Here is a 21,035-nt window from a genome sequence, read left to right as displayed (position 1 = left end):
TCGGCTCTATCAGGCCGCTCGAAACCGAGTCGTGACCACGAGATCGACGAGAAACGTCGTCGACTCGGCTGACGATGCCGGCCGGGTTTCGCTGGTCGGCGCCGGGCCCGGCGCCGCGGATCTGCTGACCGTACGAGCCCTGCGACGAATCGAGGCCGCACACGCCGTGGTCTATGACCGGCTCGTCGGCCCCGACATTCTAGCCTTGCTGCCCCGGGGCTGCGAGCGCTACTACGTCGGCAAGGCGCGTGGCAACCACAGCGTGCCCCAGGCGGAGATCGGCACGCTATTGGTGCGGCTCGCCGCCGAAGGAAAGCGGGTGGTGCGTCTGAAAGGTGGCGATCCCGGAATCTTCGGGCGCATGGGCGAGGAGCTGGCAGCGCTGGCCGAGGCCGGCATCACCCCCGACATCGTGCCCGGGATTACCGCCGCGTCCGGCGCCGTTGCTGCCATGGGGCTGCCGCTGACCGACCGCGCTCACGCCCAGCAGGTTCGCTTCATTACCGCGCAGGCGTGCCGGGACGATGTCTCCCTCGACTGGCACGCGCTGGCCCGGCGTGACGAGACGCTGGTGTTCTACATGGGGTTGAGTCGTGTCGAGACCATCTGCGAAGGGTTGATCGGCGCCGGGCTGCCGTCCGACTGGCCCATCATGCTGATCGCCAACGCCTCGCTGCCGCAGCAGCAGACGCTGGTGGGCACGTTGGCGGACATGCCGCGAACGCTTGCCGCCAACCCGATGCCGTCGCCGTGCCTGATCGTGGTCGGCAGCGTCGTCGAGATGATCCCTTCTACCGCTGACCGGCTCTTGAGCCTCGAACGCCCGGTTTGACTGGGCAGTTCGAGGCGGGCGGCGTAGACTTCGCGGCTTTCCGAACGCCAGGAGTCTACGCGTGAGCCAGTTACCGCCTTGCCCGCAGTGCGGGTCCGAATACACCTACGCTGACAGCCAGCTTGTCGTCTGCCCCGAATGCGGCCATGAGTGGTCCGAAGCCGAAGCGGCGGCCGACGAAGGGCATGCAAGCGTCGTGACCGACGCCCATGGCACGCCGCTGGCCGATGGTGACAGCGTCACCGTGATCAAGGACCTGAAGATCAAGGGGTCGTCGCAGGTCGTCAAGGTAGGGACCAAGGTCAAGAATATCCGCCTGGTCGATGGCGATCACGATATCGATTGCAAGGTCGATGGTGTCGGCGCCATGAAGCTGAAATCCGAGTTCGTCAAGAAGGCCTGAACCGACGTCAGGCCTTCGGTGGATCCATCGGGCTTCTTTTCGCCGTCGACCGGCTCGGGATTCGTCATCACAGGCGGGGGACCACAATGGCTTGGAAGATCGCGCGGTTGAATCGCGATGACACGCTCGGCATCGAAACGGTGTCGCGTTGGACCTTCGACGCCTGGGGCGGACTTCACCCGCGCACGACGTTCGAGGAGTGGCGGAACGAAACCCGCAACGACTGCGGTGCCAAAGGCGTGCCTTCGATATTCGTGGCCATGAGCGCCGGAAAGCCGATAGCTACCGCGAGCCTGACAGTCAGCGACATGAGCATTCGGCCCGCCATGGGGCCTTGGCTCGCCTCCGTTTTCGTCCTGCCGGCCTGGCGCGGCCGCGGTATCGCCTCGGCATTGGTGGCGACGGTGGAAGCGGAGGCCCGGGCAGCGGGTTGGCGACGACTTCATCTCTATACACCGGACCAGATGGCGCTCTACGCGCGGCTGGGTTGGGTGCCCTCCGAATCTCTGACCTATCGTGGCGAGCGCGTCACGCTGATGTACCGAAATCTCTGAAAAGAGCCGCTACCCGAAGGCAGCGGCGAAGATCGCATGGACACGCGATGGAGAAGGGCGTGATGACAAAGCGTCATCGAAAAGGGGTGTCGCTCAGCCGGCAACGGCCTCCCGCTCGACATCGCGCTCGACGCTGCGCTTGCCGTCGGCCTGATGATAGGCCTGGTGCTCCTCGGCCTCCGTCGCCGGAGAAAAGCGCACCGCCAGGGCGAACAGCGAGGCGGCGATGACCGTCAGCCCCAGATAGAAAAGACCCTGTTGATAGGAAAGGGATTCCGAGCGGAACAGGAAACCGGCTGCCACGGCGCCCGCGTTGCCACCGGCACCGACGATCCCCGCGACGGCACCCAGCGCCTTCCTGTTGATGAACGGCACGACGCCGAAGGTGGCACCTTCCGCCATCTGCACGAACAGGCTGAACACCAGCATGATGCCGATCGCCACGGCCAGGGTCTGCATCTGGGCGAAGCCGGTCAGCGCGATGCCCTCGCACAGTAGCGCGATGAACAGCCAGCGTACCCGTCCCTTGAGCCCGCCGTTGCGGGCGAACAGGTCGGAGAAGATGCCGCCCAGGGTGCGCGCGAACAGGTTCATCATCCCGAACAGCCCAGCGATCAGCCCGGCCGTGGCGAGGTCGAGCGAGAACGTATCGAAGAAGTAGATGGCAGCGATGTTGTTGATCGTGAGTTCGACGCCGAAGCAGGCCGCGTAGACCACGAACAGCGCCCATACGCGGATATCCTTGGCGGCGGCGGCGAAGCTTTGCAGGGCGCCGTGTTCACGGGTGGCTGGCGGCAGTTCGCCGCGGGTCCGCAGATCGCTGAAATTGCCATCGGGTGCATCCTGGGTAAAACGGTAATAGGCCAGTCCGGTCAGGAACAGCACGATACCGGGCACGACCATCGCCAGCCGCCAGCCCAGCGTTTCGCTGACGCCCAGCATCAGCACGCCGGAAAACACCAGCGGCATCAGGATCTGGGTGGTGCCGCCGCCGAGATTCCCCCAGCCGGCGGTCGTGGCGTTGGCGGTGCCGACCACGTTGGGAGCGAACATCATCGTGGAGTGATACTGGGTGATGACGAAGGAGGCCCCGATCGCGCCGATGGCGAGGCGGGCCAGCAGAAAGGTTTCGAAACTGTCCGCCAGGCCGATCGCCATCACCGGCAGCGACCCGAGGCAGAGCAGCCAGGTGTAGGCCTTGCGCGGGCCGATGCGATCACAGAGCAGACCGATGACCAGGCGCACGAGAATGGTGATCGCGACCGAAGCGATGATCGTGTTGCCGATCTGGGTCTTGGTCAGGCCGAGATCGTCGCGGACGACGGCCATGAGCGGGGCGATGCCGAACCAGCCGAAGAAGCAGACGTGGAAGGCGAACCAGGAGAGATGGAAGGCTCGCATCTGAGGGGTGGAAAAGCTGAACAGACGTATCTTGTTGGCTTTGTGACGGATGTCCATGAAGATCACTCTCCGATGGTGGCGACGACACCGGCCGGTGCCGAGGGCATGAAAAAACGGCGCCCATCTCTCGTCATGCGGTGCATGAAGAGCGATGGACGCCGTTGTCCGTTGCGTCAGCCGGTCGACCTTGACCGTGCTTCAGCGAATGTCTGGCTCGGAACCGTTGGAGCAGGCTCCTGTCGGGCCGCCATTGGCCCGGACTTCTCTATCCAAGCAGAAGCCGTACCAGAATCCTCGAAAAGGCGTCGATTCAAGTAGATAAGGTGTGAAGTCGAAGGCGGGCAGGCACCAATGCGCCATGACAGCAGGCAGGATCGCGACCCGACGGTGCAGCATGTGGGAGGCGTGCACCAGCGGGTGGCGTGGAAAGACGATGAGGGCTCAGGAACGCTCTCGAGACAGCATGTCGACGAGGTCGATCACGTTTCGGGCCACTTCGATCAACGGCTTGCTCTGGTCCATGGCGGTCTTGCGCATCAGGCGGTAGGCCTCTTCCTCGGAGAGGCGCTGATGGGTCATCAAAAGCCCCTTGGCGCGGTCGATCTGCTTGCGATCGCGCAGCGTCTTGCGCGTGCTCTCGAGTTCGTCGCTGATCTGCTGCAATCTTGCGTGTTGCGTCTGCACCAGGCCGACCAGCGAACGGCTGAAGCGTGACTCCATGGTGCTGGCCGTCAAAGCTCCCAGGCTCGAGGCCGGCTCTGCGTCCGGCACTTCCAGCAGCAGGTTCACCGGTGCCGCCCAGAGCTCGCCATTGAGCGCTTCGCGCAAGCCGACGCCGTTCTCTATCTCGCGCTCGGCCTGATGAATCCGGTCACGACAGCTGCGCTGCAACTCCTCGACCAGGCGATCCTCGATGTCTTTCATGGCATCGATCCGCTGGGTCATGATGGCGTACCACTGTTCCCCGGGATCATTGAGATCGTTCGGCAGCGGGGTGGCCTGGATGGCCAGATCGCGCAGTTGAGCGATGGCCAGATGGATCGGCTGGTCGAGCTCTTGCTGCCAGTGCGAGAGCAGCTCGGTGCTGGCGAATTCGCCGAAGGTTTCGAAGCAGCGATGTTGGGCATCTATCAACTGCTGCAACGTCTGGCGGTGCGCATCGTCGAACACGCCGAGCGTGAAGCCGAAGGCGCCACAGGCCCGTTCCTGTCCGGCGAGCTCCTTGCCCTGGATGAAATGAAACAGACATACCAGCACGCGGGTGATCTCGGTGTCGCTGGCGGTATCCGCCGCCTCGAAGATGACCGACAACAGGTTGCTGATCAACCGATTGAACAGGCGCACCGCATCGTCAGCGGTGAGGCGCTGCGCCTCGATGTCGTCGCGAATCGGCGGAAGCGAGTCGAAGCCGTGCCACACCGCCGCGATACGGGTCAGCAGGCGTGCGTTGGCGAGATGGCGTGACGTGCGGTTGGCGTCGTCGAAGGAAGCCCACTCGTCCAGGCGCTGGCGCAATGTCGCTTCCGCCAACTGGCTATCGGCGATGCGCTGCCGGCGCTGGTGCGTGAAACGCCGGCCAGCGGAACCGAGATAGATCGTGGAGGCGCCACGCTCCCGCTGCAGGGCGTGGACGAAACGGCAGATATCGCCGACCACCGCAGCGGTTTCCGCCAATCCGGACAGTTGCTCGATTTCCGATAATTTGGCTGCGCGCAGCAGCCGTTCGGTCGCATTCATGAGTCACCGCATCCCGTCTCAACTTGTTATTGTCGATACCGTTTGAGCAGAGCGTACGTTGGCGTGAGGGGAGAGTTCGACCAACGTCGAATATGACTCTACCGCGTACGTCCGATCGGCGCACGTGGAGACGGGGACCGACTCGATGAGGCGCCACGCTCGAGGCGCGGCGCTGAAGGCGTTCGAGGGGAAGCGGAGCGCGTCGAGCGCAAGGCGGAGCGCGTCGAGCGCAAGCAAGAGAGCGTGATCGAAAAGCGCGCGATCAAAGCGTGCACGATCAAGCCCCGACGCGGGGAATCGATGCAGGGAAGCGATGCCGGTAGCGTGTTCAGGAGTCTTTCGAGCGCACCTCGTATTCGCCATCGAGCACTTGCTGGGAACGCCCTGCCGAGTGGTTGCCGCCGTCGGGATCGGCGCTGCCGCCGGCATACTGCGCTCGAGAGGCGCGGAACTGTTCGGCGCGCTTTTTCATGCGATGGCGGAGAAACGGCAGCATCGCCCAGCCGACGATCAGGAAAAACAGGCCGAGCAGGGTGCCGACGATCAGCATGACGCCGAAGAGCAGCCAGGTGAACAACAGGCGCAGGCCTCCGGCACCCTGACTGGGACGAGTCTGCTGAACGCGCTCGCGCCATTGCTGCGCGGCACGCCAGGCCGCGTTGCCGGTATCGTGGCGGTTATCGGTCATCCACTTTCTCCTCGATTGCTGAGAGGGTGTTTACAAAACAGGCGAACGAAGGCAAGACAAGGCAAAATTGGCCGAAAACACGGAGTTTACATGGAGTAAATGAGTATTTGAGGCCGATTTTAACGCTGGATTGTCGAGTGCAGCCCTTTTGTCAACACCCTCTGAGGGCGGCAGCGTTGTGATCATCTGTTCAACTCGTCCCGATGCAGGTCGAGATCGAGTTCGTTCTGCTGCGCGTTGTAGCCTTCTATCTCGATGCGACCATCACTGTCGACTTCGAGTTCCGCGAAATGTTGCATGCCGCGATTCTGGGCCTGTGCCAACGCGTTCTGCAACTCTTCGGCCGTCAGGCTCCAGTCCGGGATATTCGACTGGCGCTGACTTTCCCGCATCAAGGCACCGTCGTCCAGCGCCATCGAGACGTCCAGTTCCCAGCCGTCGTCGCGCCATCCCTCCACCTCGAGCCGGTTGTCGTCACGATCCACATCCAGCTTTTCGTAATGGGTGAAGCCATGGCTTTCGGCTTTATCGAGCAGCGTCTTCAATTGACTGTAGGATAGCGTCGTCTCGTCGGCCAAGGCGCTGACGCTGATTCCGCTTCCCAGTGCAACGGCAGGCAACATCCACAGACGGTATTTCATGATCGATCTCCTGAAGTTGGGTATCGGTAGTCGCGTTCTTCGCGACGGACCGGCCTTGTCGATGTCCCTCGTTATACTCGGGGGGACCTTGACGCGAACTGAAAGAGATATTCATCCGGGGTTCATCATCTACCGCCGCGATACGCCCGGCGGCCGATGGCGTGCCACGGGCTGACGTATTCATGTCGGATTCATGGCTATTACGGCACACTGGTGACATGAAATTTCGCAACCTTCTTATGCTGCTGACCCTGCCGCTGATGATGAGCGGTGCACTGGTGCCCGTGAGTGCCGATGGCGACAATTGGCGGGATCTCCACAAGGAGGTCAAGGAAGGCCATCTGGTCGGCATCGGCGAGATCATGGACTGGCTGGAAGCCCGCTACGAGGGGCAGATCCTCGAGGTCGAGCTGGAGCAGGAAGGCGACCGGATCGAGTACGAAGTGGAAATGATCGGCCCCCGGGGGCAGGTCGTCGAATTCGAGTTCGACGCCACCAATGGCGAGTTGCTGAGTGTCGAAGGGGTGGATATCGCGGCGATGAAGAAATCGCCCTAGCCTGTCGTCGATACTGGCGGCCGGAGCCGCTTTTTGACATGGACGAACTCCGCCAGGGGCGATCGTTGCAGTGAAAGATGAGTCTTGAATCAGGGAGTCGGTAATGAAGGTACTGCTGGTCGAGGATGATGCGGCACTGGCCGAGGCGTTGGCAGCGGCGCTGGCCGAGGCCGGCCTGCTGATCGAATCGACGACCACCGGGCAGGAGGCTGACTTCCTGGTACGAACCGAGCGCTACGATGCGGTCATCCTCGATCTCGGGCTGCCCGACGGTGATGGGACGCGCTGGCTCTCCCAGTGGCGCGAGGATGCGATCGATCTGCCGGTGCTGGTGCTGACGGCCCGCGAGCGCTGGTCCGACAAGGCGGCCGGCTTCTCCGCCGGCGCCGACGATTACGTCGTCAAACCGTTCGAGACCGCCGAGGTGCTGTTCCGGTTGCGAGCGCTGGTTCGCCGCAGCCACGGTCACGCTCATCCGGTGATCCGGATCGGGGAGCTGACCCTGGATACCCATTCGGGCAGTGTCTCGCTGGCCGGGCGACCGATCACGTTGACCGCGCAGGAGTCCCGTCTGCTTTCGTACCTGATGCATGCCTCGCCGCGTATCGTCAGCCGCGCCGAACTGGTCGAGCACGTCTACAACCGCGATCACGAACCCGACTCCAATGTCATCGATGTCCAGATCAGCCGGTTGCGGCGCAAGTTTGGCCGTGCCCGGATCGAGACGCTTCGGGGGCAGGGCTATCGCCTGGTGGATCTCGAGGCCGAGGCGTGAAAGGCCAGAACTCGCAAGGCCGAGGTCCGAAAGGCGTCCCGAGACACTGGCAACCTCGCTGGGTATCGCGCTGGGGAGAACGGCTGCGGCTGGCGCCGTTGGGTGCGCGCCTGCTGGTGGCCTCGCTGCTGCTGGTCATCGTGCTGCTTCCGCTGGCCGGCGTCGGGTTGAGCTACAACTTCCGGCAGTCCGCGACGGCCTCTTTCGATACCCGTCTCGAGTCGCTGCTCAATGCGCTGTTGGCCGGCATCCAGGTCGACAGTATCGGCCAGCGCCTGCAGCTGAACCGTTCGCTGGGCGACGCTCGCTTCGACCGCGTCTATTCCGGCTGGTACTGGCAGGTGAGCGACGGTAGCGATCTCACCCTGACGTCGCGTTCGCTGTGGGACCAGCGCCTGCCGATTCCCGAGCATCACAGTGGCCTGGCCGTCTACGAGGTCGAAGGCCCGCGCGATGACGATCTGCGCATGATCGAACGTGACCTGCACTTGCCGGGGCGCCAGGATGCGATCCACGTGGCGCTGGCCGGGTCGACCGCGGAACTCAACCATGAAGTCGAGCGCTTCGAGCGCCTGCTGATCGTGTCGCTGGCCACGTTCGGCGTGCTGCTGCTGGCCGGGTTGGCGTTGCAGATGCGCTGGGGGCTCGCGCCACTGCGGCGGATGTCTGCCAACCTGCGGGCTGTGGAAGAAGGGGATATCGAGCGCCTGGACACGCAACTGCCGGTGGAACTGAAGGAGCTGGCGCTGGCCATGAACGGCGTGCTCGAACGCGACCGTCGCCTGATCGAGCGCGGGCGCGCGGCGGCCGGCAACCTGGCGCATGCGCTGAAGACGCCGGTCAGCGTGCTCAAGACGCTCTCGGAACGTTTTCCCGAGGCCCAGCGCCAGCCCATCAATACCGAACTGGCCCGGATCGACGATGCAGTGCGTCATCATCTGGCCCGCGCGTCGGCAGCCGGCGGGGTGGCGTTCTCGGGGCGTGTCTCGATCGGTGACGCGATCGCGCCGGTCGTCAAGGGGCTGGCCAGGCTGGCCGAGCGGCGCGGCATACAGTTCGATACCGACATCGATCCGGACGCGGCGGCGCGCATCGACCCGCAGGACATTCAGGAGCTCACCGGGAACCTGCTGGAAAACGCGTTGCGCTGGGCGGACAGCCGGGTTTCGTTCAGGGTTTCCCGGGTATCGCAGGGCGTGCGCCTGCGGATCGAGGACGATGGCCCGGGAATGACCCGCGCTCAGGGGGAAGCCGCCCTGGCCCGGGGCGTCAGGCTGGATGTCCGCGGTTCTGGTTCCGGCTCCGGGGGTTCAGGGCTGGGGCTGGCGATCGTCGAAGACCTGATGATGCTCTATGGCGGCACGCTGCGCCTGGAACGTGCCGCCCTGGGCGGGCTGGCGGCGGATGTCTGGCTGCCGGCGTCGCCGGTTTCCGCGCGGATCGGCGACACGGCCAGCCAGCCGCCGGCAGCCGACTGATCGCCGATCACGCGATGTTCGCCCGCCGCGATGCCGTGATTCGGCTGCGTCTCTCCCGGAATCACCAGGTGCGAAGCTGGCCACGGACCACGGTGCGGAAGCCGCGCTGTTCCGGTGACTGAATCGCCGCCAGTGCCAGTTGCAGCGCCTGCTGCGCGATTTCCGGCAGATTGTGATGAATGCAGGGGATATGCAGCCCGAACACGTCGCTGTGCTCGATGTCATCGATGCTGAACAGCTGTACGTCCCGCTGCGGTACGACCCCTTGCTCATGGCAGAGTTTCAGTACCGCCATGGTGATCTGGTTGTTGGCGCCGATGATTCCTTCCGGCCACGGATGCTCCTGCAGATACTCCCGCAGCGCCTGATAGGCGGGCTCGAAGCTGAAATCGCTGTACACCACGTCGAGCGAGATCCGGCGGCTGCCGATTGCTTCCCGCAGACCCGACATGCGGCCGATCGAGACCATCGAGTCGGCCGGCCCCGATACGGCAAGCAGTTTTTCCAGACCCTGCTCGAGACAGTAGCGGCCCGCCTGATAGCCGCAGTCGAGGTTGTCGATGTAGACCCCGCCGTAGTGGGCCGCCTTGAGCTCGCGGTCGACCAGCACGACCGGGATTCCCGCCGCCTCGAGGCGATCCAGATAGGCCGGGTGGTAATCGATGTCCGACGAGATGACCGACAGGATGACCGCATCGACGGAGAACTCGATCAGCTTGCCGATCGCCTCGGCTTCCAGCGTCTCCGATTCATAGGAGTCGAAGACCAGCACGGTGTAGCCACGGGCTCTCGCCGCCAGCGTGATCTCTCGGGTCATTCGACCGAAGAAGGGGTTGTTCATGTTGGGATTGACGACGCCCAGTGTCCGCGTGACAGCGGTCTCGCGCTGGGTCGTCTGTGACGGCGACACATAATTGAGCTCGCGAGCGATGCGCAATATCTGATCGCGCGTTTCGGCATGAACCTTTTCCGGCGAGGAAAACGTGCGTGAAACGGTGATCTTGCTGACCCCGGCCTGGCGGGCAATATCCGCGAGCGTGGTTCGAGGCATTGACCTCATCTCCCTGATAACACCCCGTGATTTCATGAAATCCAGGCGATGACTCTGGCTTTCGTGCGCTGAGGCGTCAGCAGCCCAGCCGCTGATACGCCATGATCATCCAATATCATTTCGTGTCATTTTCTATCATGGAAATCGTACTGTAGAGCTGATTTTTCCGTACTACTTAAGTCTAGTCGAGACATTAAACATTGGTCTAATGTGGTTTAAGCAGTTGATTATCAAGGTTTTAGTATAAATGAAATGACTTGCGTCAATCAGTGTTAACGCTATGATTTGATGCTGATGTCATGGCGTTGAACATGCATCAATAAAAACGCACGGTCGATCTTCGTCAACTAACGCCAGCCTGGACAGATCAGGTCCGATCGTATCCGCGGGATCGTCCGATACTCGGCGTGACAGCAGTCGAAAACGATAGCCGTCGACAACATAGCAATAACGAGCGCTACGAGAGGAATTCCAGATGAGACTTGCCCTGTTTGTTTCAGGCATCGGTATCGCGGGCCTGGGTGCCTGCTCCGCCGCCATGGCGCAGAGCACGGAGATCACCGTCGCCACCGTGAACAATCCCGACATGGTGACGATGCAGAGCATGATGTCGGCGTTCAACGAGGCGCACCCGGACATCAAGGTCAACTGGGTGACGCTGCCGGAAAACGAACTCCGCCAGAAGGTCACTACCGATATCGCCAGCGGTGCGGGCCAGTACGACGTCGTCACCGTCAGCAACTACGAGACCCCGATCTGGGCGCAGAACGATTGGCTGGCGCCGATGGAAAACCTGCCTGCCAGCTATGACGTCGATGATCTGCTCAAGCCGGTGAAAGAGGGGCTGTCGGTGGATGGCACGCTCTACGCGCTGCCGTTCTATGCGGAGTCCTCGGTGACCTACTACCGCAAGGACCTGTTCGAGAAGGCCGGTATCGAAATGCCGGACAAGCCGACCTGGACCCAGATCGAAGAGTTCGCCTCCAAGATCCATTCTCCTTCGGATGGCGTCTACGGCATCTGTCTGCGCGGCCTGCCGGGCTGGGGGCAGAACATGGCGCTGTTCGGCACCATGATCAACAGCTTCGGTGGACGCTGGTTCGACATGGACTGGAATCCGCAACTGACCAGCGACGAGTGGAAGAACGCGGCCAACGCGTACGTCGACCTGCTCAACAACTATGGCCCGCCGGGCGTGACCTCCAACGGTTTCACCGAGTCCGAGACGCTGTTTGCCAACGGTCAGTGCGGCATGTGGGTCGACTCCACCGTGGCGGCCAGCTATCTCAGCGATCCGGAGACGTCCCAGGTGGCGGACAACGTGGGTTTTGCTCAGGCGCCGTACGAGACGACCGAGAAGGGCTCCAACTGGCTGTTCACCTGGGCGTTGGCCGTGCCGCAGTCATCCAAGCATCAGGAAGCGGCGAAGACCTTCGTCGACTGGGCGACCTCCAAGGACTACATCCAGGCCGTCGCGGATGACAAGGGCTGGCTGGCGGTGCCGCCGGGAACGCGCCAATCCACCTACGCCAGCGACGAGTACGTCAAGGCAGCACCGTTCGCGCCGCTGGTCGAAACGGCGATCAAGAGCGCCAGCCCGAACGATCCCAGCGCGCAGGAAGTGCCGTATACCGGCGTGCAGTTCGTCACCATCCCGCAGTTCCAGGCGATCGGTACCCGTGTCGGTCAGCTGATGGCAGCGATGCTTTCCGGTCAGAGCAGCGTCGAAGAGGCGCTCCAGCAGGGGCAGACCTTCACCGACCGCATCATGCAGCAGACCGGCAAGCCGCAGTAAGCGATTCGCCTGTGGACACCGCCGGTCGGCCGATCGGCGGTGTCGCTGCGTAAGTCGGACCGTTTAGCTGGACTGTTTAGCTAAATCGTTTAGCCGGACCAGTGGTTGCGTCACGCAATCCAAAAGCCACGGGAATCACGCATGAAAGCCATTTCTCGAACCGTCTCGACCGCCACGCCTTCTGCCGAGGTTACCGGGGCGCGCTCTTTCGCCCGTACCACGCGACTGTTGATGGCGCCGGCGGTCATCTTCCTGCTGATCTGGATGCTCGTCCCGCTGGCGATGACCATCTATTACTCGTTCCAGCAGTACAACCTGATCATGCCGATGTACAACGGCTTCGCCGGGTTGAACAATTTCGCGATTCTGCTGGGCGACCCCACGTTCTGGAAGTCGTTGGCCAATACCCTGATCATCGTCGCGGCCAGTCTGGTCATCACGGTGTGCCTGGGTCTGGCGCTGGCGCTGCTGTTCAACCGCACCTTCGTCGGACGTGGCGTGGCTCGCACGCTGGCGGTGGCGCCGTTTTTCGTGATGCCGGTGGTGACCGGCCTGATCTGGAAGAACATGCTGTTCCACCCGGTCTACGGGCTGTTCGCCTGGGTGGCGCGGCAACTGGGGCTGGAGCCGGTCGACTGGCTCGCCCACTATCCGATGCTGTCGGTGATCATCATGATCACCTGGGAATGGACGCCGTTCGCACTGCTGGTGCTGCTGACCGGCCTGCAGTCGCTGCCCGAGGATCAGATCGAGGCGGCCAGGCTCGATGGCGCCAATGCCTGGCAGGAGTTCCGCCATATCGTGGTCCCGCATCTGGGGCAGGTGCTCTATGTCGTGGTGATGCTGGAGAGCATCTTCTTCCTGACCTCGTTTGCCGAGATCTACACCACCACCAGCGGTGGCCCCGGGACCGCGACCACCAACTTGCCGTACTACATCTTCCAGACCGTGTTCCAGCAGAACGACATCGGCATCGCGTCGGCTGCCGCCATCGGCGCCGTGGTCCTGGCGAACATCTTCGCCATCATGCTGATTCGCTTCATTGCCGGGAACCTCAACGCGGGAGCCGCACGATGAAATCGCAACGGTTTGCCAACACTGCCATGGGCGTGCTCGCGTGGGTCGTGGCGCTGCTGATCTTCTTCCCGATCCTGTGGCTGCTGCTGACCGCGTTCAAGACCGAGCAGCAGGCCTTCACGGTGGTGCCGAACTTCTTCTTCTCGCCGACGCTGGAGAGCTTCAAGACGGCCCTGGCACAGGGCAGCGGCTACTGGCATTACGCCTGGAACTCCGCATTGACCGCCGTCGCCTCGACCGTCATTGGCCTGGCGCTGGCCGTACCGGCCGCCTACGCCATGGCTTTCTATCCCAACAAACGCACCGACTTCCTGCTGGTGTGGATGGTCTCGACCAAGTTCATTCCGGCGGTCGGCGTCCTGATTCCGATCTATCTGGTCTACAGCGCGGTCGGACTGCTGGACAACGCCCTGGGGCTGACGCTTCTGTTCACCGCGATGAACCTGCCGATCATCGTGTGGATGGTCTACTCCTACTTCCGCGACATTCCCAAGGACATCGTCGAAGCCGCCGACATCGACGGCGCCAGCATCATGCAGACGCTGTTCAAGGTGGTATTGCCGCTGGCGCTGCCGGGGCTGGCTTCGACCGGGCTGCTGGCGCTGATTCTGGCGTGGAACGAGTCGTTCTGGAGTATCACCATGACCGACCACAGCGCGGCAACGCTGGCGGTCTACATCGCCTCGTTCAAGAGCGCCGAAGGGCTGTTCTGGGCCAAGATGTCCGCCGCTTCGGTGCTGGCGATCGCGCCGATCATCGTGCTCGGCTGGTTCACGCAACGCCAGATGGTCAGAGGGCTGACCTTCGGCGCCGTCAAATGACCGGCGATCGTGCTGGTACCGAATTTCATCGAGAGGGTTAACGACATGGCCATCGTCGAACTCAAGAACGTCGCCAAACAGTACGGATCAAGTGGCAACAACGCCGTCGACAATTTCAACCTCGTGACGCGCGACGGTGAATTCGTGGTGCTGGTGGGGCCTTCGGGCTGCGGCAAGTCCACCACCATGCGCATGATCGCCGGTCTCGAGCGCAATACCGAAGGGGAGATCCTGATCGGCGGCAAGGATGTCAGTCAGGTGCCGCCGAAAGAGCGCGATATCGCCATGGTGTTCCAGAGCTACGCGCTCTATCCGCACATGAGCGTGGCCGAGAACATGGCCTTCAGCCTGAAACTGAAGAAGCGCCCGGCCGAGGAGATCAAGCAGAAGGTCGACGAAGCGGCGCAGACGCTGGGTATCGAACATCTGCTCGACCGCAAGCCGAGGGAGCTGTCCGGTGGCCAGCGTCAGCGCGTCGCGCTGGGGCGGGCGATCGTGCGCAATCCGCAGGTGTTCCTGATGGACGAGCCGCTCTCCAACCTGGATGCGAAGCTGCGCGTCGACATGCGAGCCGAGATCGTCAAGCTGCACAAGCGACTCAACGTGACCACGTTCTACGTCACCCACGACCAGGTCGAGGCGATGACCATGGGCGAGCGCATCGTGGTGATGAAGGACGGTAAAATCCAGCAGATCGATACGCCGATCAACCTCTATGATTTTCCGGCCAACCGGTTCGTGGCCGGTTTCATCGGCAATCCATCGATGAACTTCCTGCGTGCCGGGCATGCCGACGGCGTGGTCAGCGGCGAGGGGTACCGGCTCACGCTGGACGAAGCCCATCGTGCTGCCATGGCATCGGCAAAGAGGCAGGACGTCTGGGTCGGCGTTCGTCCGGAACACCTGCGGATCGGCGACGCGTCCGGTGCCAATCGTGTCGAGGGCATGGTGGATGTGGTCGAGACGCTGGGCGCAGTGACCATGGTGCAACTGAGCGTGGGGGAACATGCCGTCACCGCGCAGTTGCCGGGCCATCAGAAAGTCCAGATCGGCGACACGCTGACACTGACTTGCGACAGCGACAAACTGCACCTGTTCGACAGCGAGAGCGAGCTGGCCATCGGCCGCGAGCCGACATCACAGCCTTCGGCAGCCGCCGAAGCCTAGCCAGCGATTACGTGGTGCTCAGTATCTTTCCCGGAGCAGTGACTTTTTCAGGAGAAACCCTATGGCATCGTTGAATTCGGCGGTTCTCGATCAACTCGATGGCGCCGTCGCCAAGCCATCCTACGATCGTAGCCAGGTCACACCGGGCATCGTCCACTTCGGCGTCGGCGGCTTTCATCGCGCCCACCAGGCGATGTATCTCGACGATCTGATGAATCGAGGCGAAGCGCTGGACTGGGGCATCGTCGGCGTCGGCGTCATGCCGGGCGACCGGCGCATGCAGGCGGCGCTGTCGGCGCAGGATCACCTCTACACGCTGGTGATCAAGCATCCCGAAGGGGAGTATCAGGCGCGAGTCATCGGCTCGATCATCGATTACCGATACGCGCCGGACGACATCGAGGGCACGCTGGAGCTGCTGGCGGACCCGAAGATTCGCATCGTCTCGCTGACGGTGACGGAAGGGGGCTACAACTTCCATCACGTCACCGGCGAGTTCGATCTCGGCAACGAGGACGTCAAGCATGACCTGGCCTCGCCACAGGCGCCCAGGACGACCTTCGGCATCGTCGCCGAGGCGCTGGCGCGTCGGCGTGAGCGGGGCATCGATCCGTTCACGGTGATGTCCTGCGACAACATCCAGGGCAACGGCGAGGTCGCCCACAAGATGTTCGTGGCCTACGCCAGGGCGCGGGACGCGGAACTGGGCGACTGGATCGATGCCAACGTCCGTTTCCCCAATTCGATGGTCGACCGCATCACGCCGGTGACCACCGATGCCGACATCGAGGAGATCCACCAACGCTTCGGTATCGAGGACCGCTGGCCGGTGGTGTGCGAACCCTTCACCCAGTGGGTGCTGGAAGACCACTTCAACAGCGGCCGGCCCGCCTACGATCAGGTCGGCGTGCAACTGGTCGACGATGTCATGCCCTACGAGCTGATGAAGCTGCGTCTGCTCAACGCCAGCCACCAGGCGCTGACCTATTTCGGCTATCTGGCCGGCTACCGTTACGCCCACGAGGTGTGCCAGGACCCGCTGTTCGTCGATTTCCTGCTCGACTACATGAATCGAGAGGGCACGCCGACCCTGCGGCCGGTGCCGGGCGTCGACCTCGACGACTACAAGCGCACCCTGATCGCGCGCTTCGCCAACCCGGAGATCAAGGACACCCTGGCGCGACTATGCGCCGAGAGTTCGGATCGCATCCCCAAGTGGCTGCTGCCGGTAATTCGGGAACAGCTGGCGCAGGACGGCGAAATCCATCGCAGCGCCGCGGTCGTGGCGAGCTGGGCTCGTTATGCCGAAGGCGTCGACGAGCAGGGCGAGCCGATCGTGGTGGTCGATCGGCTCAAGGACGAGTTGATGGCGATCGCCAAGCGCAACCGCGACGAGCCGACCGCGTTCATCGAGAATCGCCAGCTGTTCGGCGATCTGGCCGACGACGAACGTTTCCGCACGGCCTACCTCGATGCGCTAGAACGGCTGTACCGGGATGGTGCGCGTGCCTGCGTCGAGCATCTCGTCGCCAATTGACCTCAGCGACTGACGGGGTAAGGTCGGCGTTTACGCCGGCCATGGCGCCGGGCTGGAATCTGAACTGATCGAGGGATGGATGCGATGTATATCGGTGTGGATTGTGGCACGCAGAGCACCAAGGTCGTGGTGGTCGATGGAAGCGACGGCCGCATCGTTGGCGAAGCCTCTCGTCCCCACAGGCTGGAGCAGGGCGACCACGGCCGGCGGGAGCAGCGTGTCGAAGAGTGGACCGAGGCATTTCGTGGTGCGCTCGGCGAGGCGTTGAGCAACGCCGGCGTGGAGGGGGCTGCGGTCCGTGCCATCGGTATCTCGGGGCAGCAGCACGGCATGGTGGCGCTGGATGGCGATGGCGTGCCGGTGCATCCGGCCAAGCTCTGGAACGATACCGAAACCGCGGAGTGGAACGAGCGGCTGATCGATCGGCTCGGCGGGGAGCAGGGTTGTATCGACAAGCTGGGCCTGGTGCTGCAGACCGGCTATACCGCTTCCAAGATCGCCTGGCTGCGCGAGACGCATCCGCAGGCGTACCGGCGGATCGCCACGCTGCTGCTGCCGCACGACTACCTCAATTTCTGGCTGACCGGGGAACGTGTCGCCGAGCCGGGTGATGCCTCCGGCACCGGCTACTTCGATACGCGCACGCGGACCTGGCGTCGCGACGTGTTCGAACTCATTGCCCCGGAGCTGGATGCTGACAGTGTGCTGCCCAGGCTGATCGATTCCCGCCAGGCGGTCGGCACGGTTCGCCCGGCGCTGGCGCGGGAGCTGGGCCTCGGCGACGACGTGCTCGTCTCCAGTGGCGGTGGCGACAACATGATGGGCGCCATCGGCACCGGCAATATCGAGCCGGGCCGCGTCACGATCAGCCTGGGCACCTCCGGCACCATCGCCGTCCATTCGCCGGATCCGGTGGTGCCGGACAACGCCATGGTGGCGAACTTCTGCGCCAGCCACGATGGCTGGCTGCCGCTGATCTGCACCATGAACGTGACCTCGGCCACGACGACGCTGCGGGAACTGGTCGGGCTCGATATCGAGGGTTTCAATCGTGCCGTCGCCAAGGCCGAGCCGGGGGCGGGCGGCATCACCCTGCTGCCGTTCTTCAGCGGCGAGCGGGTGCCGGCGCTGCCGCAGGCCCAGGCGAGCATGAGCGGCATGACCAGCTTCAACACCACGCCGGAAAACCTCTGCCGTGCCGCCGTCGAGAGCGCGACGTTCGGGCTGCGCTATGGCCTCGAACTGCTCGGCCCGCTGGCGAGCCAGGCCACCCAGGTACGTCTGGTCGGCGGCGGCGCGAAAAGCCCGATCTGGCGCCAGATCGTGGCCGACGTGCTCGATGTCGAAGTGGTCTGCCCGGAAGTGACCGAGGCGGCGGCCTTCGGCGGCGCGATTCAGGCGCGCTGGTGCGACGATCGCGAGTCCGAGGTGGCACTGGACGCGCTCTGCCGGGACTGGGTCAAGCTGGACGAGTCCACGTTGACCCGACCCCAACCGGAAACCGTGGCCAGCTATCACGGTATTTATCGGCGTTACCGCGATGCGCTGAGCCGCGAGCACGGTATCGCCTGAGTCTTCGGCTTCCGGCAGTCGGTGGCGGCTGTCGGGCCTTGAAATCAAGGCATCGCCTCCTCATCGATGAGTCATGGCACGAGGTTCTTTTCCGAAAGAATCCATGATGCCTCGATGACATGACTCTTTGCAGATCGCGATTCCCGATCCTGGTGACGGTGGATCGGATGCCGCCGATGAGGAATGGCCCGAAACTCGGCAAGGGTCACGGCGAGAGCCGGGCATCGGTGTTATGCTTTCAGGATCAGGATTGCGACGGGATGCAATCACACGCCACGACGATGGAGCGACTCATGACACAGCAACTCGACTCTCTCAAGCAACTTTCCATGGTGGTTGCCGATACGGGCGATCTGGATGCCATTCGCCGTTATCAGCCCCACGATGCGACTACCAACCCGTCTCTGATTCTCAAGGCGTTTGATCTCGAGGGTTATCAGGATCTGATCGAAGAGACCTTGAGCGCGGTCAAGTCGGAAATTTCCGACCCCGATGCCCGCATCGAAGAGGCGGTCGATCGCCTGTCGGTCGCCATCGGCACCGAGATCACCAAGCTGGTGCCCGGCCGGGTATCCACCGAAGTGGCCGCCAAGCTCTCGTTCGACGAGCAGGCGAGCATCGACAAGGCTCATCACCTGATCGATCTCTACGAGAAGCGCGGCGTCTCCAAGGATCGCGTGCTGATCAAGCTGGCCTCGACCTGGGAAGGCATCCGCGCCGCCGAGAAGCTGGAGAAGGAAGGCATCAACTGCAACCTGACGCTGCTGTTTTCCGATGCCCAGGCCCGTGCCTGCTTCGAAGCCGGCGTCTATCTGATCTCGCCGTTCGTCGGCCGCGTCACTGACTGGTACAAGAAGGCGACCGGTACCGAATCCTACGCGCCGGACGAGGACCCGGGCGTCAAGTTCGTTCGCGGCGTTTGCGACTACGCCAGCCGTTACGGCTATGACACCGTGGTCATGGGCGCCAGCTTCCGCAACACCGACCAGATCCTGGCACTGGCAGGCTGCAACCGCCTGACCATCTCGCCGGCGCTGCTCGAGGAGCTCGCCTCGGCGGAAGGCGAAGTGACCCGCAAGGTGACCGATACCGGTAGCGGCAGCGAGCGTCTCGACCCGATCGGTGAAGCGCAGTTCCGTTGGGAGCACAATGAGGACGCCATGGCGACCGAAAAGCTGGCCGAAGGCATTCGCACCTTCGCCGCCGACCAGAAGAAGCTGGAAGGTCTGCTGGCCAAGCGTCTCGGCTAAGTCTTTTCTTTCAAGCTTGATGCAGAAACACCCGGCCAATGTGCTGGGTGTTTCTCGTTGGTAGGCAGGGGGCGCGACGGCGTCTTCAAGACAGCACTGGGTCGCGAATCAGCGATTCTCACCGTTGATTGACGAGGGGGCTTAACGCTCGCCCCCTCGCCGCTCCCCCTCTTTTGGCGTCGCAAGACCGCGAATTCCTGAGCGGAAAGCGCCTGCGCTTCGGGTCGGCGCGTACGGACATCCATGTCCTAACGCGCCTCGCGCGACATCCATGTCGCGCGCCCCGGCTTGGCGCCCTCCGCCCAGCGCTGTCTTGAAGACGCCGTCGCGCCCCCCCCCTGACCAGTGACGTCCTCTGCAACGAGGAATTGGTCGAGCATTTTTCAAGCAGCGAGTCACGGCGTAATGCGATTACGCCTTCTTCCAGACATCCGCCAGAATCTCGTAGGACTTCACCCGATCGGCGTGATCGTAGCAGTCGGTATTGACCATGATCTCATCGGCGCCGGTGCGTTCGAGCAATTCGTCCAGTTGCTGGCGAACGCGCTCCGGGCCACCGATGACGGCGGCGCCGAGATTCTGCGCGACCATGGCCTGCTCCTGCGGCGACCAGTCGAGTCTTTCCGCCGGCGGCTGGGTGCGGGTGCTCTTGCCGCGAATCAGGTTGAGGAACTTCTGCTGCTGCGTGGTAGCCAGGAAGCGCGCGCGCTCGTCGCTCTCGGCCGCGACCAGCGGAATGCCGATCATCGCGTGGGGCTTGTCGAGCACGCCGGGCTGGAAGCCTTCGCGATAGAGATGCAGCGCTTCGATCATGTAACCCGGCGCGAACTGGCCGGCAAAGGCGAAGGGGAGCCCGAGCCTGGCGGCGAGCTGGGCGCTGTAGCCGCTGGAACCGAGCAGCCAGATGGGCACGTGCGTGCCTTCACCCGGAATCGCCCGCACCCGCTGGCCGGGCACGCTGTCGCCCAGGTAGCGGCGGAGTTCGTCGAGACGGTCGGGGAAATCGTTGACGCCGGCGCGGGGGTCGCGACGCATCGCCTGCATGGTGATGCCGTCGGAGCCCGGCGCACGGCCGAGGCCGAGGTCGATGCGATCCGGGTAGAGCGTGGCCAGCGTGCCGAACTGCTCGGCGATCGCCAGCGGCGGGTGGTTGGGCAGCATGATCCCGCCGCTGCCGATGCGCATGGTCGAGGTGGCCCCCGCGATATGGCCGATCAGCACGCTGGTCGCCGCACTGGCGATCCCGTCGATGTTGTGGTGCTCGGCCAGCCAGTAGCGGTTGTAACCCAGCCGTTCGGTCTGCTGGGCCAGGTCGACGCTGTGGCGGAAAGTCTCCGCCGGTGTGCCGTCGCGCGTGATCGGTGCCAGATCCAGCACCGAGAGAGGAATATCGGCAAGTCGTGACATGAGCGTTCTCGTCGGAGAAATGGGCGGGCGCTCGTTAGCGCCCTCATGATCCTCATCATGAGGGCGTCCGAGGTGAATGCAACCGATATGTGATATCGATTTTGTTTGGCACTCGGACGCGATCTTCCCGAGAGAGCGCTTTCGGGCGATGTCAGCAGGGGACAGGATTGGCTGACGGCGCCTGGCGTGCGCCGTCTCGCTGCCGGGGCTGGAGCCGATAACCCATCATCGAATAATCTTCCGGCGAATACGCTGAAAGGTAGACCAGGAAGCTAGCTGTGATCTCTCGGTA

19 protein-coding genes are annotated in these 21,035 nt (G+C 63.3%); 13 read left to right on the top strand and 6 right to left on the bottom strand.

The window, feature by feature from the left end; genetic code table 11:
- Window positions 1-31: 31 nt before the first annotated feature.
- From cobA to DOM32_RS00085, 3 genes are all read left to right on the top strand, one after another.
- The gene (cobA, locus tag DOM32_RS00095) at window positions 32-832 is read left to right on the top strand and encodes a uroporphyrinogen-III C-methyltransferase (protein ID WP_244179742.1); all 801 of its coding nucleotides are present in this window, start codon (window positions 32-34) and stop codon (window positions 830-832) included.
- Window positions 833-893: 61 nt separating this feature from the next.
- The gene (locus tag DOM32_RS00090; RefSeq protein WP_071229799.1) at window positions 894-1,235 is read left to right on the top strand and encodes a zinc ribbon domain-containing protein YjdM; all 342 of its coding nucleotides are present in this window, start codon (window positions 894-896) and stop codon (window positions 1,233-1,235) included.
- 86 nt (window positions 1,236-1,321) lie between these two features.
- Entirely contained in the window at window positions 1,322-1,789 is a 468-nt protein-coding gene (locus DOM32_RS00085; protein WP_110630147.1) for a GNAT family N-acetyltransferase, read from the top strand.
- A 93-nt stretch (window positions 1,790-1,882) separates the two neighbouring features.
- Here the strand turns inward: DOM32_RS00085 and DOM32_RS00080 are convergent, their stop codons facing one another.
- The 4 genes from DOM32_RS00080 to DOM32_RS00065 form a co-directional block, all read right to left on the bottom strand.
- Window positions 1,883-3,247, bottom strand: a complete 1,365-nt coding sequence (locus tag DOM32_RS00080; RefSeq protein WP_110630145.1) for an MFS transporter — start codon at window positions 3,245-3,247, stop codon at window positions 1,883-1,885.
- Between the two features lie 384 nt (window positions 3,248-3,631).
- Entirely contained in the window at window positions 3,632-4,927 is a 1,296-nt protein-coding gene (locus tag DOM32_RS00075) for a nitrate regulatory protein (protein ID WP_110630143.1), read from the bottom strand.
- A gap of 328 nt (window positions 4,928-5,255) precedes the next feature.
- Window positions 5,256-5,615 carry a hypothetical protein gene (locus tag DOM32_RS00070; protein WP_110630141.1) on the bottom strand — a complete coding sequence of 120 codons (360 nt, stop codon included), beginning with the start codon at window positions 5,613-5,615 and terminating at the stop codon, window positions 5,256-5,258.
- A gap of 182 nt (window positions 5,616-5,797) precedes the next feature.
- Window positions 5,798-6,256, bottom strand: a complete 459-nt coding sequence (locus DOM32_RS00065) for a PepSY domain-containing protein (protein WP_071229794.1) — start codon at window positions 6,254-6,256, stop codon at window positions 5,798-5,800.
- A gap of 218 nt (window positions 6,257-6,474) precedes the next feature.
- Here DOM32_RS00065 and DOM32_RS00060 point away from each other — a divergent pair, with 218 nt between their 5' ends.
- The 3 genes from DOM32_RS00060 to DOM32_RS00050 all read left to right on the top strand — a co-directional run bounded on the left by DOM32_RS00060 (window position 6,475) and on the right by DOM32_RS00050 (window position 9,066).
- A complete protein-coding gene (locus tag DOM32_RS00060; RefSeq protein WP_071229793.1) occupies window positions 6,475-6,813 on the top strand; it encodes a PepSY domain-containing protein in 339 nt (112 codons plus the stop codon).
- Between the two features lie 103 nt (window positions 6,814-6,916).
- Window positions 6,917-7,588, top strand: coding sequence for a winged helix-turn-helix domain-containing protein (locus DOM32_RS00055; protein WP_071229792.1), 672 nt, complete (start codon window positions 6,917-6,919; stop codon window positions 7,586-7,588).
- Complete coding sequence (locus DOM32_RS00050) at window positions 7,585-9,066, top strand: ATP-binding protein (protein WP_083387114.1); 1,482 nt, start codon at window positions 7,585-7,587, stop codon at window positions 9,064-9,066. Before DOM32_RS00055 ends, DOM32_RS00050 begins: the two co-directional genes overlap by 4 nt.
- Window positions 9,067-9,127: 61 nt before the next feature.
- Here the strand turns inward: DOM32_RS00050 and DOM32_RS00045 are convergent, their stop codons facing one another.
- Complete coding sequence (locus DOM32_RS00045; protein ID WP_167400630.1) at window positions 9,128-10,117, bottom strand: LacI family DNA-binding transcriptional regulator; 990 nt, start codon at window positions 10,115-10,117, stop codon at window positions 9,128-9,130.
- 475 nt (window positions 10,118-10,592) lie between these two features.
- Between DOM32_RS00045 and DOM32_RS00040 the strand changes: the two genes are divergently transcribed.
- From DOM32_RS00040 to tal, 7 genes are all read left to right on the top strand, one after another.
- Window positions 10,593-11,912 carry an ABC transporter substrate-binding protein gene (locus DOM32_RS00040; protein WP_071229791.1) on the top strand — a complete coding sequence of 440 codons (1,320 nt, stop codon included), beginning with the start codon at window positions 10,593-10,595 and terminating at the stop codon, window positions 11,910-11,912.
- A gap of 231 nt (window positions 11,913-12,143) precedes the next feature.
- Window positions 12,144-12,989 (top strand): carbohydrate ABC transporter permease, encoded by an 846-nt coding sequence (locus DOM32_RS00035; protein ID WP_071229887.1) that lies wholly within the window; start codon window positions 12,144-12,146, stop codon window positions 12,987-12,989.
- The gene (locus DOM32_RS00030; RefSeq protein ID WP_087718443.1) at window positions 12,986-13,810 is read left to right on the top strand and encodes a carbohydrate ABC transporter permease; all 825 of its coding nucleotides are present in this window, start codon (window positions 12,986-12,988) and stop codon (window positions 13,808-13,810) included. The genes DOM32_RS00035 and DOM32_RS00030 overlap by 4 nt, the downstream gene beginning before the upstream one ends.
- Window positions 13,811-13,855: 45 nt before the next feature.
- Window positions 13,856-14,977 carry an ABC transporter ATP-binding protein gene (locus tag DOM32_RS00025; protein WP_110630137.1) on the top strand — a complete coding sequence of 374 codons (1,122 nt, stop codon included), beginning with the start codon at window positions 13,856-13,858 and terminating at the stop codon, window positions 14,975-14,977.
- Between the two features lie 61 nt (window positions 14,978-15,038).
- Window positions 15,039-16,514: a mannitol dehydrogenase family protein gene (locus DOM32_RS00020; protein ID WP_110630135.1), complete on the top strand. Its 1,476-nt coding sequence runs from the start codon at window positions 15,039-15,041 to the stop codon at window positions 16,512-16,514.
- A gap of 84 nt (window positions 16,515-16,598) precedes the next feature.
- Complete coding sequence (gene xylB / locus DOM32_RS00015) at window positions 16,599-18,086, top strand: xylulokinase (RefSeq protein WP_110630133.1); 1,488 nt, start codon at window positions 16,599-16,601, stop codon at window positions 18,084-18,086.
- 293 nt (window positions 18,087-18,379) lie between these two features.
- Complete coding sequence (gene tal, locus DOM32_RS00010; RefSeq protein WP_071229786.1) at window positions 18,380-19,336, top strand: transaldolase; 957 nt, start codon at window positions 18,380-18,382, stop codon at window positions 19,334-19,336.
- A 411-nt stretch (window positions 19,337-19,747) separates the two neighbouring features.
- On the opposite strand, the gene DOM32_RS00005 is transcribed toward tal, so the two are convergent.
- Window positions 19,748-20,743 (bottom strand): LLM class flavin-dependent oxidoreductase, encoded by a 996-nt coding sequence (locus tag DOM32_RS00005; RefSeq protein WP_110630131.1) that lies wholly within the window; start codon window positions 20,741-20,743, stop codon window positions 19,748-19,750.
- Window positions 20,744-21,035: the final 292 nt, after the last annotated feature.

Origin of the sequence: Salinicola salarius (assembly GCF_003206135.1) — a bacterium.
Lineage (GTDB): Bacteria > Pseudomonadota > Gammaproteobacteria > Pseudomonadales > Halomonadaceae > Salinicola > Salinicola salarius.
Note: the sequence above shows the minus strand (reverse complement) of the source record. Positions and strands in the feature narration are given on the sequence as shown.

What these genes read in the sequence shown, in the direction of transcription:
- DOM32_RS00085 (WP_110630147.1), top strand. Translation starts at nt 1,322, where the DNA reads ATGGCTTGGAAGATCGCGCGGTTGAATCGCGATGACACGCTCGGCATC.
- DOM32_RS00080 (WP_110630145.1), bottom strand. Translation starts at nt 3,247, where the DNA reads ATGGACATCCGTCACAAAGCCAACAAGATACGTCTGTTCAGCTTTTCC.
- DOM32_RS00075 (WP_110630143.1), bottom strand. Translation starts at nt 4,927, where the DNA reads ATGAATGCGACCGAACGGCTGCTGCGCGCAGCCAAATTATCGGAAATC.
- DOM32_RS00070 (WP_110630141.1), bottom strand. Translation starts at nt 5,615, where the DNA reads ATGACCGATAACCGCCACGATACCGGCAACGCGGCCTGGCGTGCCGCG.
- DOM32_RS00065 (WP_071229794.1), bottom strand. Translation starts at nt 6,256, where the DNA reads ATGAAATACCGTCTGTGGATGTTGCCTGCCGTTGCACTGGGAAGCGGA.
- DOM32_RS00060 (WP_071229793.1), top strand. Translation starts at nt 6,475, where the DNA reads ATGAAATTTCGCAACCTTCTTATGCTGCTGACCCTGCCGCTGATGATG.
- DOM32_RS00055 (WP_071229792.1), top strand. Translation starts at nt 6,917, where the DNA reads ATGAAGGTACTGCTGGTCGAGGATGATGCGGCACTGGCCGAGGCGTTG.
- DOM32_RS00045 (WP_167400630.1), bottom strand. Translation starts at nt 10,117, where the DNA reads ATGCCTCGAACCACGCTCGCGGATATTGCCCGCCAGGCCGGGGTCAGC.
- DOM32_RS00040 (WP_071229791.1), top strand. Translation starts at nt 10,593, where the DNA reads ATGAGACTTGCCCTGTTTGTTTCAGGCATCGGTATCGCGGGCCTGGGT.
- DOM32_RS00035 (WP_071229887.1), top strand. Translation starts at nt 12,144, where the DNA reads ATGGCGCCGGCGGTCATCTTCCTGCTGATCTGGATGCTCGTCCCGCTG.
- DOM32_RS00030 (WP_087718443.1), top strand. Translation starts at nt 12,986, where the DNA reads ATGAAATCGCAACGGTTTGCCAACACTGCCATGGGCGTGCTCGCGTGG.
- DOM32_RS00025 (WP_110630137.1), top strand. Translation starts at nt 13,856, where the DNA reads ATGGCCATCGTCGAACTCAAGAACGTCGCCAAACAGTACGGATCAAGT.
- DOM32_RS00020 (WP_110630135.1), top strand. Translation starts at nt 15,039, where the DNA reads ATGGCATCGTTGAATTCGGCGGTTCTCGATCAACTCGATGGCGCCGTC.
- xylB (WP_110630133.1), top strand. Translation starts at nt 16,599, where the DNA reads ATGTATATCGGTGTGGATTGTGGCACGCAGAGCACCAAGGTCGTGGTG.
- tal (WP_071229786.1), top strand. Translation starts at nt 18,380, where the DNA reads ATGACACAGCAACTCGACTCTCTCAAGCAACTTTCCATGGTGGTTGCC.
- DOM32_RS00005 (WP_110630131.1), bottom strand. Translation starts at nt 20,743, where the DNA reads ATGTCACGACTTGCCGATATTCCTCTCTCGGTGCTGGATCTGGCACCG.